This window comes from Streptomyces sp. NPDC101219 (genome assembly GCF_044767675.1).
Classification (GTDB): domain Bacteria; phylum Actinomycetota; class Actinomycetes; order Streptomycetales; family Streptomycetaceae; genus Streptomyces.
Map to the genome: position 1 here is coordinate 138,364 of NZ_JBIWOK010000002.1, position 24,782 is coordinate 163,145.

General features: G+C 73.5%; 24 protein-coding genes. 16 read left to right on the forward strand and 8 right to left on the reverse strand.

Going from position 1 to position 24,782, the window contains the following annotated elements:
* Positions 1-7: 7 nt before the first annotated feature.
* Positions 8-682, forward strand: a complete 675-nt coding sequence (locus tag ACIRPP_RS03880; protein ID WP_403637777.1) for a hypothetical protein — start codon at positions 8-10, stop codon at positions 680-682.
* A gap of 188 nt (positions 683-870) precedes the next feature.
* Here ACIRPP_RS03880 and ACIRPP_RS03885 read toward each other — a convergent pair whose 3' ends face one another.
* Both ACIRPP_RS03885 and ACIRPP_RS03890 read right to left on the reverse strand, forming a co-directional pair.
* On the reverse strand, positions 871-1,977 hold the full coding sequence (locus ACIRPP_RS03885) for an adenylate/guanylate cyclase domain-containing protein (RefSeq protein ID WP_403637779.1): 1,107 nt from the start codon (positions 1,975-1,977) through the stop codon (positions 871-873).
* Between the two features lie 226 nt (positions 1,978-2,203).
* Positions 2,204-3,079 (reverse strand): biotin--[acetyl-CoA-carboxylase] ligase, encoded by an 876-nt coding sequence (locus ACIRPP_RS03890; RefSeq protein ID WP_403637781.1) that lies wholly within the window; start codon positions 3,077-3,079, stop codon positions 2,204-2,206.
* 110 nt (positions 3,080-3,189) lie between these two features.
* Between ACIRPP_RS03890 and ACIRPP_RS03895 the strand changes: the two genes are divergently transcribed.
* The 4 genes from ACIRPP_RS03895 (at position 3,190) to ACIRPP_RS03910 (ending at position 5,968) form a co-directional block, all read left to right on the forward strand.
* Positions 3,190-4,779 (forward strand): acyl-CoA carboxylase subunit beta, encoded by a 1,590-nt coding sequence (locus tag ACIRPP_RS03895; RefSeq protein WP_164335253.1) that lies wholly within the window; start codon positions 3,190-3,192, stop codon positions 4,777-4,779.
* Positions 4,780-4,808: 29 nt separating this feature from the next.
* Positions 4,809-5,018 (forward strand): acyl-CoA carboxylase subunit epsilon, encoded by a 210-nt coding sequence (locus ACIRPP_RS03900; protein ID WP_164438429.1) that lies wholly within the window; start codon positions 4,809-4,811, stop codon positions 5,016-5,018.
* A 124-nt stretch (positions 5,019-5,142) separates the two neighbouring features.
* Positions 5,143-5,271 carry a morphogenic membrane protein MmpB gene (gene mmpB / locus ACIRPP_RS03905; protein ID WP_263867756.1) on the forward strand — a complete coding sequence of 43 codons (129 nt, stop codon included), beginning with the start codon at positions 5,143-5,145 and terminating at the stop codon, positions 5,269-5,271.
* Positions 5,272-5,347: 76 nt separating this feature from the next.
* Complete coding sequence (locus tag ACIRPP_RS03910; protein ID WP_403637784.1) at positions 5,348-5,968, forward strand: nucleoside triphosphate pyrophosphatase; 621 nt, start codon at positions 5,348-5,350, stop codon at positions 5,966-5,968.
* A 154-nt stretch (positions 5,969-6,122) separates the two neighbouring features.
* Here ACIRPP_RS03910 and ACIRPP_RS03915 read toward each other — a convergent pair whose 3' ends face one another.
* Positions 6,123-6,620, reverse strand: a complete 498-nt coding sequence (locus tag ACIRPP_RS03915; protein WP_403637786.1) for a hypothetical protein — start codon at positions 6,618-6,620, stop codon at positions 6,123-6,125.
* A 365-nt stretch (positions 6,621-6,985) separates the two neighbouring features.
* Here ACIRPP_RS03915 and ACIRPP_RS03920 point away from each other — a divergent pair, with 365 nt between their 5' ends.
* Entirely contained in the window at positions 6,986-8,758 is a 1,773-nt protein-coding gene (locus ACIRPP_RS03920) for an acetyl/propionyl/methylcrotonyl-CoA carboxylase subunit alpha (RefSeq protein WP_403637788.1), read from the forward strand.
* Positions 8,759-9,005: 247 nt separating this feature from the next.
* Here ACIRPP_RS03920 and ACIRPP_RS03925 read toward each other — a convergent pair whose 3' ends face one another.
* Positions 9,006-9,917: a DeoR/GlpR family DNA-binding transcription regulator gene (locus ACIRPP_RS03925; protein ID WP_382557231.1), complete on the reverse strand. Its 912-nt coding sequence runs from the start codon at positions 9,915-9,917 to the stop codon at positions 9,006-9,008.
* A gap of 215 nt (positions 9,918-10,132) precedes the next feature.
* Positions 10,133-11,581, reverse strand: coding sequence for an NAD(P)H-quinone dehydrogenase (locus ACIRPP_RS03930; protein WP_403637791.1), 1,449 nt, complete (start codon positions 11,579-11,581; stop codon positions 10,133-10,135).
* Positions 11,582-11,678: 97 nt separating this feature from the next.
* Between ACIRPP_RS03930 and ACIRPP_RS03935 the strand changes: the two genes are divergently transcribed.
* The 3 genes from ACIRPP_RS03935 (at position 11,679) to ACIRPP_RS03945 (ending at position 14,833) form a co-directional block, all read left to right on the forward strand.
* The gene (locus ACIRPP_RS03935) at positions 11,679-12,116 is read left to right on the forward strand and encodes a gamma-glutamylcyclotransferase (RefSeq protein ID WP_164336437.1); all 438 of its coding nucleotides are present in this window, start codon (positions 11,679-11,681) and stop codon (positions 12,114-12,116) included.
* 92 nt (positions 12,117-12,208) lie between these two features.
* Positions 12,209-13,033 (forward strand): purine-nucleoside phosphorylase, encoded by an 825-nt coding sequence (locus ACIRPP_RS03940; RefSeq protein ID WP_403637793.1) that lies wholly within the window; start codon positions 12,209-12,211, stop codon positions 13,031-13,033.
* A 168-nt stretch (positions 13,034-13,201) separates the two neighbouring features.
* Positions 13,202-14,833, forward strand: a complete 1,632-nt coding sequence (locus ACIRPP_RS03945) for a phospho-sugar mutase (RefSeq protein ID WP_403637795.1) — start codon at positions 13,202-13,204, stop codon at positions 14,831-14,833.
* A gap of 150 nt (positions 14,834-14,983) precedes the next feature.
* Here ACIRPP_RS03945 and ACIRPP_RS03950 read toward each other — a convergent pair whose 3' ends face one another.
* Positions 14,984-15,709, reverse strand: a complete 726-nt coding sequence (locus ACIRPP_RS03950) for a PH domain-containing protein (protein WP_403637797.1) — start codon at positions 15,707-15,709, stop codon at positions 14,984-14,986.
* Positions 15,710-15,971: 262 nt separating this feature from the next.
* Between ACIRPP_RS03950 and deoC the strand changes: the two genes are divergently transcribed.
* From deoC to ACIRPP_RS03965, 3 genes are read left to right on the forward strand one after another with little or no spacing between them, the layout of a single operon-like run.
* Complete coding sequence (gene deoC, locus ACIRPP_RS03955; RefSeq protein WP_403638318.1) at positions 15,972-16,925, forward strand: deoxyribose-phosphate aldolase; 954 nt, start codon at positions 15,972-15,974, stop codon at positions 16,923-16,925.
* A gap of 5 nt (positions 16,926-16,930) precedes the next feature.
* Positions 16,931-18,367, forward strand: coding sequence for an aldehyde dehydrogenase family protein (locus ACIRPP_RS03960; protein WP_403637799.1), 1,437 nt, complete (start codon positions 16,931-16,933; stop codon positions 18,365-18,367).
* Positions 18,360-19,250 (forward strand): aldehyde dehydrogenase family protein, encoded by an 891-nt coding sequence (locus tag ACIRPP_RS03965; protein ID WP_403637801.1) that lies wholly within the window; start codon positions 18,360-18,362, stop codon positions 19,248-19,250. The genes ACIRPP_RS03960 and ACIRPP_RS03965 overlap by 8 nt, the downstream gene beginning before the upstream one ends.
* An 89-nt stretch (positions 19,251-19,339) precedes the next feature.
* Here the strand turns inward: ACIRPP_RS03965 and ACIRPP_RS03970 are convergent, their stop codons facing one another.
* Positions 19,340-19,744 (reverse strand): hypothetical protein, encoded by a 405-nt coding sequence (locus ACIRPP_RS03970; protein WP_403637803.1) that lies wholly within the window; start codon positions 19,742-19,744, stop codon positions 19,340-19,342.
* Positions 19,745-19,814: 70 nt separating this feature from the next.
* Here ACIRPP_RS03970 and ACIRPP_RS03975 point away from each other — a divergent pair, with 70 nt between their 5' ends.
* The gene (locus ACIRPP_RS03975; RefSeq protein ID WP_403637805.1) at positions 19,815-20,543 is read left to right on the forward strand and encodes a uridine kinase; all 729 of its coding nucleotides are present in this window, start codon (positions 19,815-19,817) and stop codon (positions 20,541-20,543) included.
* A gap of 286 nt (positions 20,544-20,829) precedes the next feature.
* On the opposite strand, the gene ACIRPP_RS03980 is transcribed toward ACIRPP_RS03975, so the two are convergent.
* Positions 20,830-21,567 carry a SigE family RNA polymerase sigma factor gene (locus ACIRPP_RS03980; RefSeq protein WP_164336453.1) on the reverse strand — a complete coding sequence of 246 codons (738 nt, stop codon included), beginning with the start codon at positions 21,565-21,567 and terminating at the stop codon, positions 20,830-20,832.
* Between the two features lie 241 nt (positions 21,568-21,808).
* On the opposite strand from ACIRPP_RS03980, the gene afsQ1 reads away from it, so the two are divergent.
* Genes afsQ1 through ACIRPP_RS03995 form a run of 3 tightly spaced genes read left to right on the forward strand, consistent with a single transcriptional unit; the run spans position 21,809 to position 24,770 of the window.
* The gene (gene afsQ1, locus ACIRPP_RS03985) at positions 21,809-22,486 is read left to right on the forward strand and encodes a two-component system response regulator AfsQ1 (protein WP_024883374.1); all 678 of its coding nucleotides are present in this window, start codon (positions 21,809-21,811) and stop codon (positions 22,484-22,486) included.
* A complete protein-coding gene (locus tag ACIRPP_RS03990; protein WP_403637807.1) occupies positions 22,483-24,159 on the forward strand; it encodes an ATP-binding protein in 1,677 nt (558 codons plus the stop codon). The genes afsQ1 and ACIRPP_RS03990 overlap by 4 nt, the downstream gene beginning before the upstream one ends.
* Positions 24,156-24,770 (forward strand): hypothetical protein, encoded by a 615-nt coding sequence (locus tag ACIRPP_RS03995; protein ID WP_403637809.1) that lies wholly within the window; start codon positions 24,156-24,158, stop codon positions 24,768-24,770. The genes ACIRPP_RS03990 and ACIRPP_RS03995 overlap by 4 nt, the downstream gene beginning before the upstream one ends.
* Positions 24,771-24,782: the final 12 nt, after the last annotated feature.

Consider the following 24,782-nt stretch of genomic DNA (forward strand, 5'->3'; position numbering starts at 1 on the left):
GATCGCGATGACGACCAGGACACCGGCCGAACCGGCACAAGGCCCGCCGGCGCCGCCCGGACCACGCCCCCGGGGCCGCCATCGCAAACCCCGCCGACGCAAGGTCCTGCTGGTGGCGGGCGGTCTGGCCCTCGCCGCCGGCGCCCTCGGCCTGGTCCGCCTGGTGTCCGGCCCGGACGGCGCGGACACCGGTGCGGTGGCGGGCCCGCGTCCTGTCCCGGACGAGGCCGGCGCCAGCGCGGCTGCCTCCGGGGCACCCGACGGCGCCACGACCGCGCCGCCCGCCCCCGACGCCGGCCCGACCTCGCCCACCACGCTCGGCGGGCAGAGCGGGACGCCGGTCGCGGTACCCAGCGGCGCCGCGACCGCCCCGGCGCGGTCGGCACCGCCGACGGCGGGCACCGGCTCCTCCGGCGCACCCGGCGCCCCGGAGGTCTCCGGGGCCGCGGACACCCCGGCGGCACCGGGCCCGTCGGCGCCCCGGCCGACGTCCGGACCGTCCCGGACCGCCCCCGCCCCGCCGCCCGAGCCGGGCCCCGGCCGCACCCGCCCGGCCGCACCCCCGCCTCCCGCACAGCAGCCCGCACCACCCCGCCCGCCGGAACGGAACACCGGCCTCTGCCTCCCGCTCCTCAACCTCTGCCTCAGCGGCCCGGACCTGGACGGCACCGCGAAGAACTGAGCCGCAGCCGACCGAACGAGCACCGCCCCGGACGGGAAACCGGGCCTCGCCCCGCCACACCCGGGGCACACACGGAGACGCGCGAGGACCGCCCGGGAACCGCGGAGTCCGGCGCCGCTCGGTCGGCCTGGGCGGCACGGCCGAGCCCGAGCCGTCCGCACTCACCGCAGACGGCGCTCAGGAACGCCTCAGGACTCCGTCGGCGCGCCCCGGCGCGTGAGCAGCCAGGGCTCGACGACACCGAGACCACGGACCGGCCGCTGCCACATCGGCTGGAGCGCGAAGCGGTACGCGGGCGGCTCCTCGCCCTCCTTCTCGGCCGTGGCCGCGGCCTCCGCGGCGGCCGCCTCGGAGGCGGGCGCGTCGCCGTTGCGGATCAGTTCCTGGGCGAACGCGGCGTCGACCAGGACGGCGTCCCGGGGAGCTATGGACGTCAGCCGGGACGCGAGGTTGACGGTCGTGCCGAAGACGTCGCCCATGCGGGTGGTCACCGTGCCGAAGGCCATGCCGACCCGCAGCTCCGGCATGGTCTCGTCGTTCGCCATGGTGTCGATCAGCCGCAGGGCGATCTCCGCCGCGGTGCCCGCGTCGTCGGCCGCGTACAGCACCTCGTCGCCGAGGGTCTTGATGAGCCGTCCGCCGCTCGCGGCGACGAGGTCGGCGGCGGTGGTCTCGAAGGCCTCGACGAGCTCGCCGAGCTCCTCCTCCTCCATCCGCCGGGTCAGACGCGTGAAGCCCACCAGGTCCGCGAAGGCGACGGCGAGCCGCCGGTCGACCATCTCCTCGTCGTCCGCCTCCTGGACCACCCGCCCGGCGGACGCGGCGAGCTGCCGCCGCCAGACGTAGACCAGGAACTCCTCCAGCTCGGGCAGGAGCAGTTCGACGATCGGATAGGTGACCTCGGTGCGGGTCATGCCGGGTTCGGGCGGCTCGGTCAGGCCTTCCAGGAAGCTGTCGATCTGCCATTCCGCCAGCCGTGCGGTGGTCTGCCCGGTGGAGCGGGCCACCTGCACGGCCATCGCCTCGCTCAGCAGTCCCGCCTCGACCAGACCGGCCAGCCGGCGCAGCGCCAGCACGTCGGCCTCGGTGAGGGCCTTGGCCTGGCCGACGTCGGCGAAGCCCATGGCCCGCCAGAAGCGGGTGGCCAGCTCCATGGTGACGCCCGCGCTGCGGGCCGCCTGGAAGGGCGTGTAGCGCCGCTCGGCACCGAGAATGAGCTGTTCGAGGCGCAGAGCGAGCGGATCCTCGCCGGAATCCTGCGCGTCCGCGCCGGAACCCGAGTCGTCGACGGTCACGCGTTGCTGCCCTTCCGATCTGCCACGGCCCTGGATCGACCGGCCTCAACTCTACGGCAGGTGTGCCCCAGCTCACTCCGTTCGGTTGCGCCAAGGGGTGCCGAACGGGAGGTCGGGGCGGTGCGCGGCGCCCCGGGAGGCGTGCGCCGCGCCCGCACGGCGCACGGCACCGGCGCCCCGCCGCACCGGGGGTCGCACGCCGCACGGAAGTGGCGGCGGGACCCGCTCACGCGCCCCCGGCGGGACGCAGGTGCACGATGTCGCCGGCCCCCACGGGCTCCTGGAGGCCCGCGCCCGTGGCCAGGACCAGCCGCCCGTCGCCGTCCACGGCCATCGCCTCGCCGACCACCGACCGGTCCCCCGGCAGTTCCGCCCGCACCATCCGGCCGAGGGTGGCGCAGCCGGCGGCGTAGGTCTCCTGCAAACCGCAGGCCGCCGCATCTCCGCCCGCGCCCCGCCAGCGCCCGTACCAGTCCTCCAGGGAACGCAGCACGCCCCGCAGCAGCGGGTCGCGGTCGGTGCTCACCGCGCCGGCCAGCGTCAGGGAGCCGGCCTGCGGCACGGGCAGTTCTCCGGCGCGCAGGGTGACGTTGACGCCGACGCCGATGACGACGGCGTCGTCCCCGGCCCGTTCGGCGAGGATCCCGCCGGCCTTGCGCTCCTGGTCGCCGACCGTGACGAGCAGGTCGTTGGGCCACTTCAGGGCCGTGTCGACGCCGGCCGCCCGGGACAGCCCGGTCGCCACCGCGACGCCGGTGAGCAGCGGCAGCCAGCCCCAGTGGTGCACGGGCACCTCGGCCGGGCGGAGCAGGACGGAGAAGAACAGGCCGGAGCGGGGCGGCGCCGTCCACTGCCGGTCCAGGCGCCCGCGCGCCGCGGTCTGCTCCTCGGCGACGAGGACGGTGCCCTCGTCCGCGGTGCCGTCGGCGGCCCGTGCGACCAGGTCGGTGTTGGTGGAGCCGGTGCGCTGCACCACGTCCACCGCGCGCCACAGCCCTCCCTCCCGCACCAGCCCGCGGCGCAGCGAGGTGGCGTTCAGGGGAGGCCGGTCCAGGTCGGACCACCGGTTGGGGGAGGAGTCGGAGTCATCGCGCGGCGTCATGCAAGCCACATTAGGTGTGGCAAACACCGCACTGCTGATGGGGAGGCACCCCACTACCCTTCGAATGAGTAACCGTCCCCCCTTTTGAGCAGGCAGGGAGCCGCATCCCGATGTCCGAGCCGGAAGAGCAGCAGCCTGACATTCGCACGACCGCGGGCAAGCTCGCGGATCTTCAGCGTCGCATCCAGGAGGCGACGCACGCCGGCTCCGCACGCGCCGTCGAGAAGCAGCACGCCAAGGGCAAGTTGACGGCCCGTGAGCGGATCGACCTCCTGCTCGACGAGGGGTCCTTCGTCGAACTGGACGAGTTCGCCCGGCACCGGTCCACCAACTTCGGCCTGGACGCCAACCGTCCCTACGGCGACGGTGTGGTCACGGGGTACGGCACGGTCGACGGCCGCCCGGTCGCCGTGTTCTCCCAGGACTTCACCGTGTTCGGCGGGGCCCTCGGCGAGGTCTACGGGCAGAAGATCGTCAAGGTGATGGACTTCGCACTGAAGACCGGCTGCCCGGTCATCGGCATCAACGACTCCGGCGGCGCCCGCATCCAGGAAGGTGTGGCCTCGCTCGGCGCCTACGGCGAGATCTTCCGCCGCAACACCCACGCCTCGGGCGTGATCCCGCAGATCAGCCTGGTCGTGGGGCCGTGCGCGGGCGGCGCGGTGTACTCGCCCGCGATCACCGACTTCACGGTCATGGTCGACCAGACCAGCCACATGTTCATCACCGGCCCGGACGTCATCAAGACGGTCACCGGCGAGGACGTGGGCTTCGAGGAGCTGGGCGGCGCCCGCACCCACAACAGCACCTCGGGCGTGGCGCACCACATGGCCGGGGACGAGAAGGACGCCATCGAGTACGTCAAGCAGCTGCTGTCGTACCTGCCGTCGAACAACCTGTCCGAGCCGCCGGTCTACCCGGAGGAGGCCGATCTCACGGTCACCGACGAGGACCGCGAGCTGGACACGATCGTCCCCGACAGCGCCAACCAGCCGTACAACATGCACACCGTCATCGAGCACGTCCTCGACGACGGCGAGTTCTTCGAGACGCAGGCGCTGTTCGCGCCGAACATCGTCACCGGGTACGGGCGGGTCGAGGGGCACCCGGTGGGCATCGTGGCCAACCAGCCGATGCAGTTCGCCGGCTGCCTGGACATCACCGCCTCCGAGAAGGCCGCCCGCTTCGTGCGGACCTGCGACGCCTTCAACATCCCGGTGCTGACCTTCGTCGACGTCCCCGGCTTCCTGCCGGGCGTGGACCAGGAGCACGACGGCATCATCCGGCGCGGCGCCAAGCTGATCTTCGCGTACGCGGAGGCCACCGTGCCGCTGATCACGGTCATCACCCGCAAGGCGTTCGGCGGCGCCTACGACGTCATGGGCTCCAAGCACCTGGGCGCCGACCTCAACCTGGCCTGGCCGACCGCGCAGATCGCGGTGATGGGCGCGCAGGGCGCCGTCAACATCCTGCACCGCCGCGCCATCGCCGAATCGGACGACACCGAGGGCACGCGCGCCCGGCTGATGCAGGAGTACGAGGACGCGCTGCTCAACCCGTACGTGGCGGCCGAGCGCGGCTACGTCGACGCGGTGATCATGCCGTCCGACACCCGCCGGCACATCGTGCGGGGCCTGCGCCAGCTGCGCACCAAGCGGGAGTCGCTGCCGCCGAAGAAGCACGGCAACATCCCGCTGTGACCACCCCCGCCGACCCCTTGGAGGCCACCGTGATGATCAAGGTCGTCCGGGGCAACCCGACCCCGGAGGAGCTGGCCGCCGCACTGGCGGTGGTGCGAGCCCGCGCCGCGGCGGCGTCCGCCACGCCGTCCGGCGCGCCCGGCCCCCGCGACTCCTGGTCCGACCCGTCCCGCATCGCCGCCCACCCGCTGCCGCAGCCCGGCCCGGCGTCCTGGACCCGCACCTACTGGCCCGGCTGAGCCGTCCCGCCCCGCTCCCGCCCGCGCGTCCCGCGCGCCGGCGGGAGGGCCCCCGGGCGTCGCCCGGCCGTACTTGAGTACCCGTACTCAGGCACCCGGACGTGCGGCGTACGACGCTGGAGGCATGCTGTGGTCCGACCCCGAGAACGAGCCGCCCGAGGAACTGCGGCACACGCAGGCGATGCTGCGGCGGCTGGGCGTTCTCATGGCGCTGGCCATGCTGCTGGCGATGCTCGTGATCGGGGTGCGCTGAGGCGCTCCGGGCTCGCCCGCCTGCCGTACGGGAGCCGTCGGGCGGGGTGCCGGGGCGGCGCCGATACGCTGACCGCATGACAGATCAGCCGCGCCGCCGACTCGTGCTCGCCTCCCGGTCCCCCGCCCGGCTCGGGCTGCTCCGCCAGGCGGGGCTGGACCCCGAGGTGGTCGTCAGCGGGGTCGACGAGGACGCCGTCAGCGCCCCCACCCCGGCCGAGCTGGCCCTCGCCCTCGCCGAGGCGAAGGCGTCCGTGGTGGCCGCGAAGCCGGAGCTGAAGGGCGCGCTGGTGATCGGCTGCGACTCCGTGCTGGACCTGGACGGCCGCGCCCTGGGCAAGCCGGCGGACGCCGAGGAGGCCACCGCGCGCTGGAAGGCGATGCGGGGCCGCGCGGGCACCCTGCAGACCGGTCACTGCGTCTACGACACCGTCAGCGGCCGCTACACCTCCGGCACCGCCTCCACGGTGGTCCGGTTCGGCGACCCCAGCGACGCGGAGATCGCCGCCTACGTCGCCTCGGGCGAGCCGCTGCACGTCGCCGGGGCGTTCACCCTGGACGGCCGTTCGGCCCCGTTCATCGACGGCATCGACGGCGACCACGGCAACGTGATCGGCATCAGCCTGCCGCTGCTGCGCCGCCTGCTGGCCGGGCTGGGCGTCGGCATCACGGAGCTGTGGGCGCCGCCGGAGGCGTGAGGGGCGTCCCGCCGTCCACGGTGCCGCCGCCTGCCGGCCGGGCTGGGCGTCGGCATCACGGAGCTGTGGGCGCCGCCGGAGGCGTGAGGGGCGTCCCGCCGTCCACGGTGCCGTCGTCGATGCCGCCGCCTGCCGGCCGGGCTCGGCGTCGGCATCACGGAGCTGTGGGCGCCGCCGGAGGCGTGAGGGGCGTCCCGCCGTCCACGGTGCCGCCGCCGGTGCCGTCCTCCGGGGCGTCGGCCCGGGACGCGGCGGGCGCGTCCGGACGGTCGTAAGTCATCAGCAGCAGCACGATCAGGCCGAGCACCACCACCAGGTACACGAACGCGGAGGGGCCGACCAGCCCCCAGGCGAACGCGGCCAGCAGGCCGTGCACCACGGCGGCGCTGATCAGCAGGATCCGGCCGAGTCCGGCGGGTGCCCGGTCACGCACCCCGACCAGCAGGGCCACCAGGGCGCAGAGCGCGAAGTACAGCCCGAAGACCACGGCGCCCACCTTCGAGGACACCGACATCATCTGCGGGTCGAGGCCCGCCAGCGACATGTCCTGCCGGTCCACGACGACGCCGAGGAACCAGTTCACGGCCGCGATGCCGAGCGCCTCCACGAGGAGTACCAACGCCACGAGCCACGCCACCGGTCTGCGGACCACCGGTCCCACCCTCTTTCGAGCACGCCTGTGCGGTTACCCCGAGTACGTTCGGGACGAGCGCAGGCTACTAACCGGTAAACCTCGGTACAAGGGGCCGGGGGCGGGCAAAGAATCATTGGGCCATTCGTAGGGACTCCACAAAGAAACGGAGTGGGGCGCAGCACGCTCTCACAGAGACCTTGACCACATACGGGGGCTAGGGTTCTACGGAGGGAGCCCTGCGTACCGCGGTGCCACAAGGGATTTCGCCTCTCGAGCGAGCCACGGGTCACGCTCCGTGTGGGGAAGCTCACCATTGGGGACGGGTCGTAGTGCCGTGTCGGCAGTCCCTAAACTCGGCTTGTTTCAAGGAGGGAGCCTCAATCGTGCGCAAGGTGCTCATCGCCAACCGTGGCGAAATCGCTGTCCGCGTGGCCCGGGCCTGCCGGGATGCCGGAATCGCGAGCGTTGCCGTCTACGCCGACCCGGACCGGGACGCTCTGCATGTCCGCGCCGCGGATGAGGCGTTCGCCCTGGGCGGTGACACTCCCGCCACCAGCTACCTCGACGTCGACAAGGTGCTGGGCGCCGCGCGCGAGTCCGGCGCGGACGCCGTCCACCCCGGGTACGGCTTCCTCTCGGAGAACGCGGACTTCGCCCAGGCGGTGCTGGACGCGGGCCTGACCTGGATCGGCCCGCCCCCGCAGGCGATCCGCGACCTCGGCGACAAGGTCGCCGCCCGGCACATCGCCCAGCGCGCCGGTGCCCCCCTGGTGGCCGGCACGCCGGACCCGGTCTCGGGTGCCGACGAGGTCGTCGCCTTCGCCGAGGAGCACGGCCTGCCGATCGCCATCAAGGCCGCGTTCGGCGGTGGCGGCCGCGGTCTGAAGGTCGCCCGCACGCTGGAGGAGGTCCCGGAGCTGTACGACTCCGCGGTGCGCGAGGCGGTGGCCGCGTTCGGCCGCGGCGAGTGCTTCGTGGAGCGCTACCTGGACAAGCCGCGGCACGTGGAGACCCAGTGCCTGGCCGACCGGCACGGCAACGTGGTCGTCGTCTCCACCCGTGACTGCTCCCTGCAGCGCCGGCACCAGAAGCTGGTCGAGGAGGCCCCGGCGCCCTTCCTGTCCGACGAGCAGGTCGCGGAGCTGTACTCGGCGTCCAAGGCCATCCTGAAGGAGGCCGGCTACGTCGGCGCCGGCACGGTGGAGTTCCTGGTCGGCGTTGACGGCACGATCTCCTTCCTGGAGGTCAACACCCGCCTGCAGGTGGAGCACCCGGTCACCGAGGAGGTCGCCGGCATCGACCTGGTGCGCGAGATGTTCCGCATCGCCGACGGCGAGGAGCTCGGCTACGACGACCCGCCGCTGCGGGGTCACTCCTTCGAGTTCCGGATCAACGGCGAGGACCCGGGCCGCGGCTTCCTCCCCGCCCCCGGCACCGTCACCACGTTCGCGCCGCCGTCGGGCCCCGGTGTCCGCCTGGACGCGGGCGTGGAGTCCGGATCGGTCATCGGCCCGGCGTGGGACTCCCTGCTGGCGAAGCTGATCGTCACCGGCCGCACCCGTGAGGAGGCGCTGCGGCGGGCCGCGCGCGCCCTGGGCGAGTTCCGGGTCGAGGGCATGGCCACCGCGATCCCGTTCCACCGCGCGGTGGTCGAGGACCCGGCGTTCGCCCCCGAGCTGACGGGCTCCGCGGAGCCGTTCACGGTCCACACCCGCTGGATCGAGACCGAGTTCGTCAACGACATCAAGCCCTTCGCCGCCGCGGTGGACGCCGAGGCCGACGAGGACGCGGGCCGGGAGACGGTCGTCGTCGAGGTCGGCGGCAAGCGCCTGGAGGTCTCCCTCCCGGCCTCGCTCGGTATGTCCCTGGCCCGTACGGGGCTGGCGGCGGGCGCCAAGCCGAAGCGCCGCGCGGCCAAGAAGTCCGGCCCCGTGGCCTCCGGTGACACCCTCGCCTCGCCGATGCAGGGCACGATCGTGAAGGTCGCCGTGGAGGAGGGCCAGGAGGTCAAGGAGGGCGACCTGGTCGTCGTCCTGGAGGCCATGAAGATGGAGCAGCCCCTCAACGCCCACCGCTCCGGCACCATCAAGGGCCTGAGCGCGGAGATCGGCGCATCGGTCACGTCCGGTGCGACCATCTGCGAGATCAAGGACTGACCGAACGGTCCACGCGTCCCACCGCCCGCGCCCGGCAGATCGTCAGGATCCGCCGGGCGCGGCCGTGTCCGGACCCGTGTGCGGCCGGGTGGCGGGCGACGGCGCCCGCGCCGGGGGCCGCCGTTCGTGCGGCGGCCGCGCGGCCCTGCCGGTCCGGTCGGCCGGTGTGCCGGTGTGCCGGTGTGCCGGTGTGCCGGTGTGCCGGTGTGCCGGTGTGCCGCGGGCGGACCCCCGGCGCCGTCGGCCCTCAGCGCCTGCGGAGGTCCGCCACCCGGGCGCGCTCCGGCTGGTCGGCGCCCAGCGGCACCGCCGAGCGGAGGCCGGGCCCCTGGCGGCGTGGCCCGGGCAGGGGCACGTCCCGGCGCTGCCGGCGCGCCGGGCCGCCGTCACCCCCCTGGGCCGTGGACCCCCCGGGGGCGCCGGCGACGGCGATCTGCACGCCCTGGTCGGCGAGCGCCTGGAGCTCGGTGGCCGCGCGGTCGTCGTGGGCGGGCGGTTCGTCCGTGACGAGGCGGGTGATGAGGTCCGTGGGCACGGTCTGGAACATGGTGTCGGTGCCCAGCTTGGTGTGGTCGGCGAGGACCACCACCTCGGCCGCGGCCTGCACCAGCGCGCGGTCCACGGACGCCGAGAGCATGTTGGACGTGGACAGCCCCCGCTCGGCGGTCAGGCCGCTCCCCGAGAGGAAGGCCCGGGACACCCGCAGCCCCTGGAGGGACTGCTCGGCACCGCTGCCCACGAGGGCGTAGTTGGAGCCGCGGAGCGTGCCGCCGGTCATCACGACCTCGACCCGGTTGGCGTGGGCCAGCGCCTGGGCGACCAGCAGGGAGTTGGTGACCACGGTGAGGCCCGGCACGCGGGCGAGCCGGCGGGCCAGCTCCTGTGTGGTGGTGCCCGCACCGACCACGACGGCCTCGCCCTCTTCCACGAAGTTCGCGGCGAGGTCGGCGATCGCGGTCTTCTCGGCGGTCGCGAGATGGGACTTCTGCGGGAAACCGGACTCTCGCGTGAAACCGCCCGGCAGTACCGCACCGCCGTGCCGGCGGTCGAGGAGTCCTTCTGCCTCCAGCGCGCGCACGTCCCGCCGTACGGTCACTTCGGAGGTCTGGACGACGCGGGCGAGTTCACGGAGCGACACGGCCCCGTTCGCTCGCACCATTTCGAGGATCAATTGGCGACGTTCTGCAGCGAACACGAAACTGACAGTAACGCCAGCGACCGTCTGCTTTCAGCAGTTTGCGCTGAATAGCAGAAGTTGTTCGCACACCACAGGGGCAAGTGGTATAAGGCCTAGGCCGCCCGCCTATGCCCCCCGCATCGGCCGCAACTCCCCGCTGTGCGCGGGGAGTCGGTTCCGGCCGTGCGGGACGGTGCTCAGCCCGCGCCGTCCGCCTTGCGGGTGTGCAGCTGCCGCGCGACCTCCGCGATCGACCCGGACAGCGACGGGTAGACGGTGAACGCCTTGGCGATCTGCTCCACCGTCAGGTTGTTGTCCACAGCGAGCGAGATGGGGTGGATCAGCTCGGAGGCGCGGGGGGCGACCACCACACCGCCGACGACGATCTCGGTGCCCGGCCGGCAGAAGATCTTGACGAAGCCGTCGCGGATGCCCTGCATCTTGGCGCGCGGGTTGCGCAGCAGCGGCAGCTTCACCACGCGCGCCTCGATCTTCCCGCCGTCGACGTCGGCCTGGGTGTAGCCGACGGTGGCGATCTCGGGATCGGTGAAGACGTTGGACGAGACGCTCTTCAGGTTCAGCGGGGCGACGGCGTCACCGAGGAAGTGGTACATCGCGATACGGCCCTGCATCGCCGCCACCGACGCCAGCGCGAACACCCCGGTGACGTCACCGGCCGCGTACACGCCCGGGGCGGTGGTCCGCGACACCTTGTCGGTCCAGATGTGCCCGGAGTCCCGCAGCCGGACGCCGGCCTCCTCCAGGCCCATGCCCGCGGAGTTCGGCACCGCGCCGACCGCCATCAGGCAGTGCGAGCCGGTGATGACCCGCCCGTCGGCGAGGGTGACCTCCACCCGGTCCCCGACCCGCTTGGCGGACGCCGCGCGCGAGCGCGCCATCACGTTCATCCCGCGGCGCCGGAAGACGTCCTCCAGCACGGCCGCCGCGTCCGGGTCCTCACCGGGCAGCACGCGGTCGCGCGAGGACACCAGGGTCACCCTCGAGCCGAGCGCCTGGTAGGCGCCGGCGAACTCGGCGCCGGTGACACCCGAGCCGACCACGATGAGCTCCTCCGGGAGCTCGGTGAGGTCGTAGACCTGGGTCCAGTTCAGGATGCGCTCGCCGTCGGGGCGGGCGTCGGGCAGCTCGCGGGGGTGCCCGCCGGTGGCGATCAGGACGGCGTCCGCGGTGAGCGTCTCCTCGGTGCCGTCGGCGGCGCGCACCACGACCTTGCGGGAGCCGTCGAGGGCCTGCATGCCCTCCAGGCGGCCCCGGCCGCGCAGCACGCGCGCGCCGGCCCGGGTCACGGACGCGGCGATGTCGTGCGACTGGGCGAGCGCCAGCCGCTTCACCCGGCGGTTGACCTTGCCCAGGTCCACGCCGACCACGCGGGCGGCCTGCTCGATGTGGGGGGTGTCGTCGGCGACGATGATGCCCAGTTCCTCGTAGGAGGAGTCGAAGGTGGTCATCACCTCCGCCGTGGCGATGAGGGTCTTGGACGGCACGCAGTCGGTCAGCACCGACGCACCGCCCAGGCCGTCGGCATCGACGACGGTCACCTCCGCGCCGAGCTGCGCGGCGACCAGCGCCGCTTCGTATCCGCCGGGTCCGCCACCGATGATCACGATCCGAGTCACGTACTCCATTGTCCCGCACACTTCACGGTGCAGCCGCCCCGGGGGCCCGGCCGTGGCTGCCCTGTTACCGCGGGGGCCCCTGGGACGGCTGCCGTACGCTCTCCTCATGTCGCTCTACGCCGCGTACGCCGGCAACCTCGACGCGCGGCTGATGTCCCGCCGCGCACCCCACTCGCCGCTGCGCGCCACCGGGTGGCTCAACGGGTGGCGGCTGACGTTCGGGGGCGAGCACATCGGCTGGGACGGCGCGCTGGCGACCCTGGTCGAGGACCCCCTGGCCCAGGTGTTCGTGGCGCTCTACGACATCGCGCCCATGGACGAGGAGTCCCTGGACCGCTGGGAGGGCTCCGGCCTGGGCATCTACCGCCGCACCCGGGTCCGCGTGCACACCCTGGACGGCGAGGAGCGGGCCTGGACCTACGTCCTGAACGCCTACGAGGGCGGCCTGCCCTCCGCCCGCTACCTGGGCGAGATCGCCGACGCGGCGGAGTCCGCCGGCGCCCCGCACGACTATGTGATGGAGCTGCGCAAGCGGCCCTGCTGACCTCTTCTCGTCGGAAACGACAAGACAACGATCGCCACCCCGTGAGCTTTCACATCTACGCGCGTAGGCGAAGACCGGCTACTCTCGTGCGGGTGAACGCTTCTCTTCTTCCGGACGACATCCAGGGCGACCCGTACGCCGCAGCCGACGCCGCCGCCGCGCGCCTGCGCGAACTGACGGGCGCCGAGACCCACGACGTCGCCCTCGTGATGGGCTCCGGCTGGGCCCCGGCCGTCGACGCCCTCGGCGAGCCCGACGCGGAGTTCCAGGTCACCGAGCTGCCCGGCTTCCCGCCCCCGGCGGTCGAGGGCCACGGAGGCAAGATCCGCTCGTACCGGGTCGGCAGCAAGCGGGCCCTGGTCTTCCTGGGCCGCACCCACTACTACGAGGGCCGCGGGGTCGCCCCCGTCGCCCACGGGGTGCGCACCGCGGTCGCGGCCGGCGCCAAGACGGTCGTCCTGACCAACGGCTGCGGCGGCCTGCGCGAGGGCATGCGCCCCGGCCAGCCGGTCCTGATCAGCGACCACATCAACCTCACGGCCACCTCCCCCATCGTCGGCGCCAACTTCGTCGACCTGACCGATCTCTACTCGCCGCGCCTGCGCGCCCTGTGCAGGGAGATCGACCCCAGCCTGGAGGAGGGCGTCTACGCCCAGTTCCCCGGCCCGCACTACGAGACCCCCGCCGAGATCCGCATGGCCCGCGTCATCGGCGCGGACCTGGTGGGCATGTCGACGGTGCTGGAGGCCATCGCCGCGCGTGAGGCGGGCGCCGAGATCCTGGGCATCTCCCTGGTGACCAACCTGGCCGCCGGGATGACCGGCGAACCCCTCAACCACGAGGAGGTCCTCCAGGCCGGCCGCGACTCCGCCACCCGCATGGGCGCCCTGCTCACCCAGGTCCTCGGCCGCCTGTAACCGGCCCCGCGGTGCCGGGCGCGGGCAGCCGTCCCGCGCCCCGGGTGGGTCCGGTGCGGATCCGCCCCGCAGCCCCGCGACGGGTGCGATCCGCACCCCGCCCCGCGGGCCCGGGCACCCGCATCCCCGTCCCGTACACCCACCCGCACGACGAGAGGCTGACCGACCGTGCACGACGCCCTCATCGCCCGCGCCCAGGCATGGCTCGCCGAGGACCCCGACGCGGACACCCGCGAGGAACTCGCCCGGCTCATCGAGGCCGGGGACCACGCCGGACTCGCCGACCGCTTCGGCGGCACCCTCCAGTTCGGCACCGCCGGTCTCCGCGGTGAGCTCGGGGCCGGTCCGATGCGGATGAACCGCGCGGTCGTGATCCGCGCCGCCGCCGGTCTCGCCGCGTACCTGCGCAAGCAGGGCCACCACGGCGGTCTCGTCGTCATCGGCTACGACGCCCGGTACAAGTCGGCGGACTTCGCGCGCGACACCGCCGCCGTGATGACCGGCGCCGGCCTGCGGGCGGCCGTCCTGCCCCGCCCGCTGCCGACGCCCGTCCTCGCCTTCGCGATCCGCCACCTCGGCGCGGTCGCCGGGGTCGAGGTCACCGCCAGCCACAACCCGCCCCGGGACAACGGCTACAAGGTGTACCTCGGCGACGGCTCCCAGATCGTGCCCCCGGCCGACGCCGAGATCGCCGCGGAGATCGAGGCCGTCACATCGCTGGCCGCGGTCCCCCGTCCCGCCGACGGCTGGGAGACCCTGGACGACGGCGTCCTGGACGCCTACCTCGCCCGCACCGACGCGGTCCTCGCCCCGGACTCCCCCCGCACCGCGCGCACCGTCTACACGGCCATGCACGGCGTCGGCAAGGACGTGCTGCTCGCCGCCTTCGCCCGGGCCGGCTTCCCCGAGCCGGTGCTGGTCGCCGAGCAGGCCGAGCCCGACCCCGATTTCCCCACCGTCGCGTTCCCCAACCCGGAGGAGCCCGGCGCGATGGACCTGGCCTTCGCGCAGGCCCGGGCGAGCGAACCGGACCTGGTCATCGCCAACGACCCGGACGCCGACCGCTGCGCCGCCGCCGTGAAGGACGGCGGCGACTGGCGGATGCTGCGCGGCGACGAGGTGGGCGCGCTGCTCGCCGCGCACCTGGTGCGGCGGGGGGCGGCCGGCACGTTCGCGGAATCGATCGTGTCGTCGTCCCTGCTCGGCCGGATCGCCGAGGCGGCCGGCCTGCCGTACGAGGAGACCCTGACCGGGTTCAAGTGGATCGCCCGCGTCGACGGCCTGCGCTACGGCTACGAGGAGGCCCTGGGCTACTGCGTCGACCCCGACGGCGTCCGCGACAAGGACGGCATCACCGCGGCGCTGCTGCTCACCGAGCTGGCCTCGGTGCTGAAGTCCGAGGGCCGCACCCTGCTCGACCTGCTGGACGACCTGGCGGTGGAGCACGGGCTGCACGCGACCGACCAGCTGTCGGTGCGGGTGGAGGACCTCTCGCTGATCGCGGACGCGATGGGCCGGCTGCGCGAGCGGCCCCCGTCCGAGCTGGCCGGGCTGCGGGTCGTGGAGGCCGAGGACCTCACCCGGGGGTCCGCGAAGCTGCCGCCGACGGACGGCCTGCGCTACACCCTGGACGGGGCCCGGGTCGTCGTCCGCCCCAGCGGCACGGAGCCGAAGCTGAAGTGCTACCTGGAGGTGGTGGTCCCGGTCGACGGCCGGGACGGCCTGCCGGCGGCCCGTGCCCGCGCGACGGAGCTGCTGGGCGCCCTCAAGCAGGACCTGTCCCGGGCCGCCGGCATCTGACCGGACGGCCCCGGCGCACCCTCCCCCCGGGCCGGGGACGCTCGCCGGGAGCGGTCCCGGCCCGCTGCCGCGTCGCCTCCGGTGGGTGCCCCGCGGCACCCACCGGTGCCGCGCGGCGCCGCGACTGCCGGCACCCGCGCGTGACGGCGGTCAGCCCGTCGCCAGCAGGACTGCCAGCAGCACCGCGCCGGCCGCCGCCGGGGCGAGGATCTCGTAGGCCCACCGCACGACGGGTGCGCCCTGGGCGGTGGCCGCGCCCTGACGGCGTTCGTGCAGCGCGCGCAGGTCGTCCATGACGCTGTCGGTGCGGCCGCGCACCGGTCCGTCGGAGACGGAGGCGGCGGAGGACCGGCCGCCGCGCCGGAAGGCGTCGCCCACACTCGGGGCCTGTCCGGCCCGGCGCACGTCGACGCCCTCGGCCCGCTCGCCCGTCGCCCGCATCTCCCGCCGGGCCGCCTTCTTGCGGGCCCGCAGCGACACGGGCAGGGCCCAGAGCTGGTACTTGGTGCCGGACTCGTCGAACACCTCGTTGGAGTAGCCGGAGCGCAGCGAGGCGACCGTCCCCCAGGGCAGCACGATCAGCCGGAAGGGGTTGCGGATCCGCAGCCGGTCGTCATTGACGTACACGGCGGGGCGCACCGTGAAGGCGACGACCAGCGGTACGGCCACGAGCAGCGAGGCGAGCGCGAGCCACGGGGTGCGGCCCTCGCCCCGGACGGCGGCGTCGATGCCGAACCACGCGCAGACGGCGAGGAGCAGGACCCCGCCGGCGATGCCCGCGTGGGACCGGTGCACCTCGTCCCCCGCCCCGGGAGCGTCGGTCCCGGAGGGCTGCGAGGGGTCGGGGGCAGGCGGCTGGGGGTCGGGTGTCGTCATACCGCGATTCTGCCCGACGGGCCGGGCGGGCTTCCCCTCGCGGTCCGGTGCGCCCGGGCAGGGAGGTGCGGGTGGGGACGGAGCTGCGAGCGAGGACTCAGGGATGGACGGGGACGGAGGTGCGGGCGGGGACGGAGCGACGGACGGGGCCGCGCCACCGCCGGGGTCCGCCGGGCGCGCGGGCACGTCGCGCGCGCGTGCACGGGAAGGAGGTCGGGGGCTGTACAGCCGCTACGCGCGTAGATATGCTCGTCTGGTGACCATGCCCACCACTGCACCCCACGCACTTGCTGACGTCACCGCGTCCGACAGCACGCTGCGCCGCTTCCTCCACGGGCTGCCCGGCGTCGACGCGGTCGGCCTGGAGGCGCGCGCCGCCTCGCTCGGCACCCGTTCGATCAAGACGACCGCGAAGGCGTACGCCATCGACCTCGCCATCTCGATGGTCGACCTGACGACGCTGGAAGGCGCGGACACCCCGGGCAAGGTCCGGGCGCTCGGCGCCAAGGCGGTCCTCCCCGACCCGACCGACCGCACCGCGCCCGCCACGGCCGCGGTCTGCGTCTACCCCGACATGGTGGCCGTGGCCAAGCAGGCCGTGGCCGGTTCCGGCGTCAAGGTGGCCTCCGTCGCCACCGCCTTCCCGGCGGGCCGCGCCCCGATCGCCGTCAAGCTGGCCGACGTCCGCGAGGCCGTCGCCGCCGGTGCGGACGAGATCGACATGGTCATCGACCGCGGGGCGTTCCTCGCGGGGAACTACCTGAAGGTGTACGACGAGATCACCGCCGTGAAGGAGGCCTGCGGGGCGAACGCCCGGCTCAAGGTCATCTTCGAGACCGGCGAGCTGTCCACGTACGACAACATCCGCCGGGCGAGCTGGCTCGGCATGCTGGCCGGGGCCGACTTCATCAAGACCTCGACCGGCAAGGTGGCGGTCAACGCCACGCCCGCCAACACCCTGCTGATGCTCCAGGCGGTGCGCGACTTCCGCGCCCAGACCGGGGTGCAGGTCGGCGTGAAGCCGGCCGGCGGCATCCGCACCAGCAAGGACGCCATCAAGTTCCTCGTCCTGGTCAACGAGACGGCGGGCGAGGACTGGCTGGACAACCACTGGTTCCGCTTCGGCGCCTCCTCGCTGCTCAACGACCTGCTGATGCAGCGGCAGAAGCTGGCCACCGGCCGTTACTCCGGCCCCGACTACGTGACGGTGGACTGATCACCATGGCATCCGCATTCGAGTACGCCCCGGCGCCCGAGTCCCGCTCGGTCGTCGACATCGCCCCCTCCTACGGCCTGTTCATCGACGGCGAGTTCGCCGAGGCCGCGGACGGCAAGGTCTTCAAGACGGTCTCCCCCGCCACCGAGGAGGTCCTCTCCGAGGTCGCCGAGGCCGGCGAGGCCGACATCGACCGCGCGGTCGGCGCCGCCCGCAAGGCGTTCGAGAAGTGGTCCGCGCTGCCCGGCTCCGAGCGGGCGAAGTACCTCTTCCGCATCGCCCGGATCATCCAGGAGCGCAGCCGCGAGCTGGCCGTCCTGGAGACCCTGGACAACGGCAAGCCGATCAAGGAGACCCGCGACGCGGACCTGCCGCTGGTCGCCGCGCACTTCTTCTACTACGCGGGCTGGGCCGACAAGCTGGACCACGCCGGTTATGGCGCCAACCCGCGCCCGCTGGGCGTGGCCGGCCAGGTCATCCCGTGGAACTTCCCGCTGCTGATGCTGGCGTGGAAGATCGCCCCGGCGCTGGCCACCGGCAACACGGTCGTGCTCAAGCCGGCCGAGACGACGCCGCTGTCCGCCCTGTTCTTCGCGGACGTCTGCCGCCAGGCGGGCCTGCCCCGGGGCGTCGTCAACATCGTCACCGGCGACGGCCGCGCCGGAGCCGCCCTGGTCGCCCACCCCGACGTGAACAAGGTGGCCTTCACCGGCTCCACCGCGGTCGGCAAGCAGATCGCGCGCACCGTCGCGGGCACCCGCAAGAAGGTCACCCTGGAACTGGGCGGCAAGGGCGCCAACATCGTCTTCGACGACGCCCCCGTCGACCAGGCCGTCGAGGGCATCGTCAACGGCATCTTCTTCAACCAGGGCCAGGTCTGCTGCGCGGGCTCCCGCCTGCTGGTGCAGGAGTCGGTCGAGGACGAGGTGCTGGACGCCCTCAAGCGCCGCCTGTCCACGCTGCGCCTCGGCGACCCGCTGGACAAGAACACCGACATCGGCGCGATCAACTCCGAGGAGCAGCTCAGCCGGATCACCTCGCTGGTCGAGCGGGGCGAGGCGGAGGGCGCCGAGCGCTGGTCCGCGCCCTGCGACCTGCCGGAGAGCGGCTACTGGTTCGCCCCGACGCTGTTCACCGGTGTCACCCAGGCGCACACCGTCGCCCGCGACGAGATCTTCGGCCCGGTGCTGTCGGTGCTCACCTTCCGCACCCCCGACGAGGCCGTCGCCAAGGCCAACAACACGCCGTACGGCCTGTCGGCGGGCATCTGGACGGAGAAGGGCTCGCGGATCCTCGCCGTGGCGAACAAGCTCCGGGCGGGTGTCGTCTGGTCCAACACGTTCAACAAGTTCGACCCGACCTCGCCGTTCGGCGGGTACAAGGAGTCGGGCTACGGCCGCGAGGGCGGCCGACACGGCCTGGAGGCGTACCTCGATGTCTGACCCGCGACTCAGTGTCTTCAAGACCTACAAGCTGTACGTCGGCGGGAAGTTCCCGCGTTCGGAGAGCGGCCGGGTGTACGAGGTGACCGACTCCAAGGGCACGTGGCTGGCGAACGCCCCGCAGGCCTCCCGCAAGGACGCCCGGGACGCGGTGTCCGCCGCGCGCAAGGCGTTCGGCGGCTGGTCCGGCGCGACCGCGTACAACCGGGGCCAGATCCTGTACCGCGTCGCCGAGATGCTGGAGGGCCGCCGCGAGCAGTACGTCCGCGAGGTCGCGGCGGCCGAGGGGCTGTCGAAGTCCAAGGCAGCCGACCAGGTGGACGCGGCGATCGACCGCTGGGTCTGGTACGCGGGCTGGACCGACAAGATCGCCCAGGTGACCGGGGGCGGCAACCCGGTCGCGGGCCCGTACTTCAACCTGTCGTCCCCCGAGCCGACGGGCGTCGTCGCCGTGCTGGCCCCGCAGGAGTCGTCCTTCCTGGGCCTGGTATCGGTCGTCGCCCCGGTGATCGCCACCGGTAACACGGCGGTCGTGGTCGCCTCGGAGCGGGCCCCGCTGCCCGCCCTGTCGCTGGGCGAGGTGCTGGCCACCTCCGACCTCCCCGGCGGTGTGGTCAACATCCTCTCCGGCCGCACGGCGGAGATCGCCGCGCCGCTGGCCGCGCACCAGGACGTCAACGCGATCGACCTCGCGGGCGCCGACGAGGTGCTGGCGAAGGAGCTGGAGACCGCGGCGGCCGACAACCTCAAGCGGGTGCTGCGTCCACAGCCTGTGGACGACTGGGCGGCGACGCCCGGCACGGACCGCATGACGGCCTTCCTGGAGACCAAGACGGTCTGGCACCCGACGGGCTCGCTGGGCGCCTCCGGCTCCGCCTACTGACCCACCCCCCACAGCCGGAGAGCCGCGCTCTTCCTCCGTCCGGGAGGGGCGCGGCTCTTCGCACACCCGGGGCTCAGCGCACCCGGGGGTCAGCCGCCGAGCAGTCCGGTCACCTGGCCGACCACGGGGATGCTGTCGACCGACGGGGCCTGCGCCACCGGGCCGGTCAGCGCCTGCGAGGTCAGCGGCTGGAAGTCGGCGAGCTGGGTGCCCACCCCGTTGTCGAGCGGGTCGACCCCGGTGCCGGCCAGCGGGTTGGGCTTCAGGCCCGCGACCGGGCCGGTGACGTACCCGACGGTGCCGGTCAGCGCCTGGAGCCCGGCCTGCGGGTCGACGTCCCCGAGCGAGGTGGGGCGGCTCTCGGCCACGCCCAGCAGCGGCTCGGTGTCCGCCGCCGCCGCGCCGGCCCCCGCGCCGAGGGCCGCGCCCGCGACGGACAGGACCGCGAGCGCGCGTCGGACGGTCGGCTTCTTCGGGGAGACGTGTCGGGCCATCGCTGCTGCCACCTCTTGCCTTCACTTGCCTGCACTGCGTAAACGGGTCGACGCGCAGCGTAGTTGAGGTGTGACGCGCGCATCAAAGCCGACCCGCGAGGTCGCCCGGGGCCCGCCCGCTGCCGCACAATGGTGTTCCGTGAGTTCCCAGTCGCCCGTATCCGCGCGTGTCGTGCTGCTCTGCGGCCCCTCAGGCTCCGGCAAGTCCCTCCTCGCGGCCCGTTCCGGCCTTCCGGTGCTGCGCCTCGACGACTTCTACAAGGAGGGCGACGACCCGACGCTCCCGCTGGTCGCGCGCAGTTCCGACATCGACTGGGACCACCCCGGCTCCTGGGACGCGGACACCGCCGTCGCCGCGATCGAACGGCTGTGCCGCACGGGCCGCACCGGCATCCCCGTCTACGACATCTCGCTGAGCGCCCGCACCGGCGAGGACACCGTCGACATCGGCGGCGCGCCGCTGTTCATCGCCGAGGGCGTATTCGCCGCGGAGATCGTCACGCGCTGCCGGGAGGCGGGCCTGCTGGCCGACGCGCTGTGCCTGAGCCGGGGCCCGGTGACGACGTTCCGCCGCCGCTTCCTGCGGGACCTGCGCGAGAGCCGCAAGTCGGTGCCGTTCCTGCTGCGCCGCGGCTGGCGCCTGATGCGCCTGGAGCGGTCCATCGTCGCCCGCCAGACGGCGCTGGGCGCCCACGCCTGCGACCGGGACGAGGCGCTGGGCCGGCTGAACGCGGCGGCGGCAGCAGGCCGTTCCAGGACGGGCACGGGCACGCCGACCGGCTCCGGCGCACCGGCGTAGCCACGGGGGCGGCCGAAGGCCCCGCACACACGGAAACGGGACTGGACGGACCCCCCGGCCCTCCAGTCCCGCTCCTTTGTGCTCCCCCGTGTTTATCCCCCGTGCTTCCCCCCTCGTGGGATCCCCCCGGATCCCCCAGGGTCCCCCGTGACCCCCTTGAGGTCCCCCCCCCCGTGTGCGGTGACGCCCCCCGGCGTCCCCGCGGTCCCCCCGGTGACCGGTCTCCCGGAACCGTCGGATCCCCCGATCCTCCGGTCCCGTGTCCCCCGCCGGTCCCCCCGGACCTTCAGGCGACCAGCTCGCCGAAGGCGCTCTCCTCGTCACGGCCGAAGCTGAGGACCTCGTCCTCGCGCAGCCGGCGGAGCGACCGCCAGATGCTGGACTTCACCGTGCCGACACTGATGCCGAGGATGTCCGCGATCTCCGGGTCCGTGCGGCCCTCGTAGTAGCGCAGGACCAGCATGGTGCGCTGGAGCTCGGGCAGCCGGGCCAGCGCCTGCCACAGGACGGCGCGCAGCTCGGTGCCGCGCATCGCGTCCGTGTCACCGGCCGTCTCCGGCAGTTCCTCGGTCGGGTACTCGTTGAGCTTGCGGCGCCGCCAGGCGCTGATGTGCAGGTTCGTCATGGTGCGGCGGAGGTATCCGCCGACCGCCGCCTTGTCGCTGATCCGGTCCCACGCCCGGTAGGTCGAGAACAGCGCGCTCTGCAGCAGGTCCTCGGCCTCGAAACGGTCACCGGTCAGGTGGTAGGCGGTGGCGTACAGGGAGGCGCGGCGCTCCTGGACGTAGGCGGTGAACTCCGCCTCCGACGGCGAGCGACGCTCCCCCGAGCCCTCCCCGTACGCGCTTCCCCCGTGTGCCTCCCCCGTCGGCGCGTCCACCACCGTCATGTAGGCGGTGTGACGCCCGGTGCCGTGCGAGCACCCCCGCTTGGACACGGCACCGGACTTCTCGGCAGCACCCCGGTGCACATCGTGCAGACGCGTGATCACTGCGCTGGTGCCAGAGCCGTGCAGCGTGTTCATCTCGCGCCCCCCGTCGTGGACTTCCGGTTCCCCGGTGCTGTTCTTGCCTGTGCCGAGTAGCTTGCCGAACCCACTTCATGGCCGTGTCCGCCGACTGTCACAGACCTGTCACAGGAGCCGGGCACCCCGCGGGCACACGATCTTCACGGGAGTCGGTGCACGTAGCCGCCTTTATGCGGGTCCAACGGGCATCTGCGTGCGCGGGTCGAACCGGAAGCCCTCCATGGGCCAGAATGAGCCCGTGCCTTCCCTGTTGCTGATCGAGGACGACGACGCCATCCGTACGGCCCTGGAGCTCTCTCTGACGCGCCAGGGACACCGGGTGGCGACTGCTGCCAGCGGTGAGGACGGTCTGAAGCTGCTGCGCGAGCAGCGCCCGGATCTGATCGTGCTGGATGTGATGCTGCCCGGCATCGACGGCTTCGAGGTGTGCCGGCGCATCCGGCGCACCGACCAGTTGCCGATCATCCTGCTCACCGCGCGCAACGACGACATCGACGTGGTGGTCGGGCTGGAGTCCGGCGCCGACGACTACGTCGTCAAGCCCGTGCAGGGCCGGGTGCTGGACGCCCGGATCCGGGCGGTGCTGCGACGCGGCGAGAGGGAGTCCAGCGACTCGGCGACCTTCGGCAGCCTCGTCATCGACCGGTCGGCGATGACCGTGACGAAGAACGGCGAGGACCTCCAGCTGACGCCGACCGAGCTGCGCCTGCTGCTCGAACTGAGCCGGCGGCCGGGCCAGGCCCTGTCCCGGCAGCAGTTGCTGCGGCTGGTGTGGGAGCACGACTACCTGGGCGACTCGCGCCTGGTGGACGCGTGTGTCCAGCGGCTGCGCGCCAAGGTCGAGGACGTGCCGTCGTCCCCGACGCTGATCCGTACCGTGCGCGGTGTCGGCTACCGGCTGGACCCGCCTCAGTGACCCAGGAACACCAGGGGGGATCCCGCCGCTGGTCCGCGGCACGCAAGGGAGTGTGGGCCCGGCTGCGCCTGACCAGCCTCCGGCTGCGCCTCGTCCTCGTCTTCGCGCTGGTCGCGCTCACCGCCGCGGTGTCCGCGTCCGGCATCGCGTACTGGCTCAACCGGGAGGCGGTGCTCACCCGCACCCAGGACGCCGTGCTCCGGGACTTCGAGCAGGCGATGCAGACCCGGGCGGGCGCCCTGCCCGAGCACCCGACGCAGGACGAACTCCAGCACACCGCCGGGCAGATGGCCAACAGCAGTCAGCGCTTCACGGTGCTGCTGGTCGCCGAGAACCCCGAGGGCCGCACGGTGTACGGCAGTTCGGGCGGGCTGAACGGCTTCTCGCTGCAGGACGTGCCCGAGTCGCTGCGCACCGCGGTGGCCGAGCAGCAGAAGATCACCTCGACCAACAAGCACCCGTACCGCATGTACTGGCAGCGGATCGTCGAGGACGACACCCCCTACCTGGTGGCGGGTGCCCGGATGATCGGCGGCGGGCCGACCGGCTACATGCTCAAGTCGCTGGAGCCGGAGGCCAAGGACCTCAACTCGCTGGCCTGGTCACTGGGGATCGCCACCGGACTGGCGCTCATCGGCTCCGCCCTGCTCGCGCAGGCCGCCGCGACCACGGTCCTCAAGCCCGTGCAGCGGCTCGGGGTGGCCGCGCGGCGGCTCGGCGAGGGACGGCTGGACACCCGGCTCAGGGTGTCCGGGACCGACGAACTGGCCGATCTGTCCCGCACGTTCAACAAGGCCGCGGAGGCGCTGGAGAAACGGGTGGCCGACATGGCGGCCCGCGACGAGGCGTCCCGCCGGTTCGTGGCCGACATGAGCCACGAGCTGCGCACCCCGCTGACCGCGATCACCGCCGTGACCGAAGTCCTCGAGGAGGAGCTGGAGTTCGAGGGCGGCGGCATCGACCCGATGATCGAGCCCGCGGTACGGCTGGTGGTCAGCGAGACGCGGCGGCTGAACGACCTGGTGGAGAACCTGATGGAGGTGACCCGCTTCGACGCGGGCACCGCCCGGCTGGTCCTCGACGACGTCGACGTCGCCGACCAGATCACCGCCTGCATCGACGCCCGGGCCTGGCTGGACGCGGTGGACCTGGACGCCGAACGCGGCATCCACGCCCGTATCGACCCCCGCCGGCTGGACGTCATCCTGGCCAACCTCATCGGCAACGCCCTCAAGCACGGCGGTTCGCCGGTGCGGGTGGCGGTCCGCGAGGAGCGCGAGGAGGGTGCCGAGGACGGCGGAGCGGTGGTCATCGAGGTACGCGACCACGGGCCGGGCATCCCCGAGGAGGTCCTGCCGCACGTGTTCGACCGCTTCTACAAGGCCAGCGCCTCCCGGCCGCGGTCCGAGGGCAGCGGTCTGGGCCTGTCCATCGCCCTGGAGAACGCCCACATCCACGGCGGCGAGATCACCGCGGTCAACGACCCGGAGGAGGGCGGCGCGGTGTTCACCCTGCGGCTGCCCCGGGACGCCACCGCGCTGACCGAGCGGGACGACGCGGACGCCCCCGGCGGCGGGGGCGAGGGCGAGGGGAAGAAGAAGAACGGGGACGTGCCGGACGGCACGCGGAAGTCCGCCGGCCGGGGCGGGGGCGCCGAGGGGAACGCCGGATGAACGTACGCCGTATGAGAGGGCTGCTCGCCGCCGCCGCGCTCGGTCTCCTGGCCACCGGCTGCGGGATCCGGGCCACGGAAGTGCCCACCGACTTCGGTCCGGCGCCCTCCCGGGTGCGCTGCTCCCTGACCGAACCGGACGTCACGACACGGGCCGGGGCGGGCCTGCCGGTGCGCATGTTCCTGCTGTGCGGCTCGTCGCTGGCGGCCGTCGACCGGACCGTACGGGTGCCGGACGGCGCGGCGGACGACGGGCGGCGCGCGCGGGTGGCCCAGGGCCTGCTGGACGCGCTGTCGGCCCCGCCGACCGCCGCCGAGAAGCAGGCCGGTTACACCACGCACGTACCGGCCGGGACGACCGTGCGCGGGCCGCGCCCCGGGGACCCGGAGGACACCCTGCGGCTCAGCACCGCCCCCGGCAGCCTCACGTCGTTCGCGCTCGCGCAGGTCGTGTGCACCTTCTCCGACTCCGCCGCGGCCGAGGGCGACGGCTCGGTGGTGCTCGCCGGGCCCGGCGAGGAGCCGCCGCGCCGTTACGAGTGCACCGAGGAGGTCCGGGCCCGCCCCGGCAGCAACGAACCGCCGTCCGCGGAGGTCTCCGGGGGCCGGTAGCGACGGTGCGGG